Source organism: Buchnera aphidicola (Pemphigus immunis) (assembly GCF_964059115.1).
GTDB lineage: Bacteria > Pseudomonadota > Gammaproteobacteria > Enterobacterales > Enterobacteriaceae > Buchnera_C > Buchnera_C aphidicola_C.
The window spans coordinates 1-2,670 of sequence record NZ_OZ060409.1 but is presented as its reverse complement, the minus strand read 5'-3'; the positions used below and the strand labels follow the sequence as shown (position 1 = coordinate 2,670).

Annotated in this window: 2 protein-coding genes and 1 pseudogene; 1 reads left to right on the top strand and 2 read right to left on the bottom strand. The window is 22.2% G+C overall.

The features are described 5' to 3' along the window. Positions 1-72 precede the first annotated feature (72 nt). The gene (gene repA / locus AB4W77_RS02685) at positions 73-933 is read right to left on the bottom strand and encodes a plasmid replication initiator RepA (RefSeq protein ID WP_367681700.1); all 861 of its coding nucleotides are present in this window, start codon (positions 931-933) and stop codon (positions 73-75) included. 333 nt (positions 934-1,266) lie between these two features. Here repA (AB4W77_RS02685) and AB4W77_RS02680 point away from each other — a divergent pair, with 333 nt between their 5' ends. Further along, positions 1,267-1,758, top strand: coding sequence for a TIGR00645 family protein (locus tag AB4W77_RS02680; RefSeq protein ID WP_265197227.1), 492 nt, complete (start codon positions 1,267-1,269; stop codon positions 1,756-1,758). A gap of 20 nt (positions 1,759-1,778) precedes the next feature. Here the strand turns inward: AB4W77_RS02680 and repA (AB4W77_RS02675) are convergent. Continuing rightward, positions 1,779-2,429: pseudogene (gene repA, locus AB4W77_RS02675) on the bottom strand (plasmid replication initiator RepA); the annotation flags it as partial. Between the last annotated feature and the right edge of the window lie 241 nt (positions 2,430-2,670).

Below are 2,670 nucleotides of genomic sequence, written 5' to 3'. Positions count from 1 at the left end.
TTTTTTTTATACTAGCATATGAAATAAGCAGATAATTTTTTTTAAACATAAATAAAAATGAGGTATGTTTATTTATTTAAAAATATTCTTTGAATAATGTTTTAGTGCTATTTTTTTTAAACAGTAATATTGAACATTCACTTTTTTTCTTAAACCATTTAATCCCATTTCGGATAGTTCTTGTAAAGAATATCTTTCAACTATAGATTTTAGTATCTGTTGTTTGGCTATTTTTTCGTCTAAAGAGAATATTTTTTGTGCTTTTTTCTTTCTGATATTAAATATATGTTGAGATTTTCTATACTTTAAAATTGAATTTAGTCTTATTTCTTTACTTTTCCATTTTGCTTCAACTAAACTCATTGGTTTAATTCCTTTTTTGATCAGATTTTTATTTATCCACCCTAATTGTTGTTTTTTAGCATTATTTATTTTATCTTCAGAGATGCCAAATAATTTAAAGAACAATGGTGTTAAAATTATCAGTTTAGGCATGTAATTTCCTATGATTTTATCCCACATTTTATGAGATATTACAAATCCCATTGGTTCCATGAATTCAGTGATTAATCTTGAAGCACGAGAAATTGATTTATTACCATTTGCGGATATGGTGGATAAACCACATTCATCCGATAGTTGTTCTACAGAAGCTTGTACTATTTCTGAAACAACATTATAATGATATAGCATAGCATTGACCATGGCTCTCATAGCACTAGCGCGGTGTTCATTTAACCGTCTTTTCCTTTTTATAGGTACTCCTGTTTTGGGATTTTTAGGTTGAATTATGTAATTTAATTCACTTCTAGCCACATCAATTTCAGATGCTTTTTTCATTGCATAAATAATAAAAGCAGGTCTTTTTTTGTTATTTTTGGGTATTGTAAATTTTGGTGATTTGTTAAAAATATAACTTTTTCTGGATAACATATGTTTAATTAATTTTAACTTTAATAATAAAGTAAATGAATAGTTTATATAATACATAAAAAAAAATAAAATTCAACTATAAAATAAATTATTAAATTAACAACTTTTTTTTAGATAATAAAAGCTATTATTGCTTTAATTAAAAATTAAAAAATGTTCATTAGTAAAAAATAAATTTAAAAGATAAATCTTTTAAAAACTTTACAATACAGTGATAGAAAATTATTATTGTATTTATAAAAAATATTAAGATATTATTTTTGAAATTAAAATAGTTTCATTGAATTTCATTTTTTTATTTATAAATTTTTTTTAAAAGTTACAGGATCGAAAATGGAAAAAATAATTGAAAAAATAATATACGCTTCTCGTTGGTTAATGTTTCCTGTTTATGTAGGTTTATCATTTGGTTTTATATTGTTAACGGTTAAATTTTTTCAACAAATTATTTATGTTATTCCTGATATATTGATCATGTCTGAATCGGGATTAGTTTTGATTGTTCTGTCTTTAATTGATATTGCTCTAGTTGGCGGTTTGTTAGTTATGGTAATGTTTTCAGGTTATGAAAATTTTATTGCCAAAATGGAAACTAACCATGAATTGAAGAGATTAGGTTGGATGGGTACTATGGATGTTAATTCTATTAAGAACAAGGTTGCTTCATCTATAGTGGCAATTTCTTCTGTTCATCTTTTACGTTTATTTATGGAAGCAGAAAAAATATCTAATGATAAAATTATGTGGTGTATAGTTATACATTTAACTTTTGTTTTTTCTGCTTTCGGTATGGCCTATATTGACAAAATGAGTAAAAAGAAATGAAAAATTGATAAAATTTGTTATTATTTTTTTTCTTTTTTTAAATTAAAATATTCTTTATCTACCATTTTTTTTAGACCATTAGATCCAAATTCTGTTAATTCTTCAGTGGAATAACGATTTATTATAGAATAAAGTATCTTTTTTTTTGTTCTTTTTTCATCACAGGTATGATTTTTTTTTATCTTTTTATTTTTTACTTTATTTTTTATTTCTTTTGTGTTTATTATTTTTTCTTTTTTTATTCTAAAAAAAAGAAAAAATAAAGGTGTTAATATTATTTTTTTAGATATTATATTATTAATTTTATTTTTCTCTTTTTTTATTTTAATCAATCCCATTGGTTCCATGAATTCGGTAATTAATCTTGAAATACGAGAAATTGATTTTTTACCAGATTTTGAAAAAGTAGATAAACCGCATTCATCTGAAATTTGTTTTATGGGAATTTTTATGTAGTTTGAATTTATATCTAAATGGTAAATTATATATTCTATTACGGCTTTTATTGCTTGAACACGGTGTTTGTTTAAACATCTTCTTCTAGATAGAATTTTTCCGTTGATTTTATTAATGAATAAAATATTTCTATTTAAAATGTTATCTTTCTTATTTTTATCAAATATTTTTTTCATAATTTCAATTATGAATTTATAAGTTTGCTTGTGTTCTTGAGTTGGAGTAAGTTCAGAAAAAAATTATGAAAATAATTTTTTTCATAATTTAGGTTTAATTTTAATTTTTCTATATATTAACATTGAATTTTAGTATTAACCATAGCACATTATTTTTTTTAAACATAAATAAAAATGAGGTATGTTTATTTATTTATTATATAAGATTTTAAATATATATAGTAATTTTGCATCTATTTTATGTAAGAGAGCATCTAAATATTTAATAGTATGCATTTAT

Bases quoted from the DNA above. Each gene is read 5' to 3' on its own strand.
- repA (WP_367681700.1), bottom strand. From the start codon at position 933: ATGTTATCCAGAAAAAGTTATATTTTTAACAAATCACCAAAATTTACA.
- AB4W77_RS02680 (WP_265197227.1), top strand. From the start codon at position 1,267: ATGGAAAAAATAATTGAAAAAATAATATACGCTTCTCGTTGGTTAATG.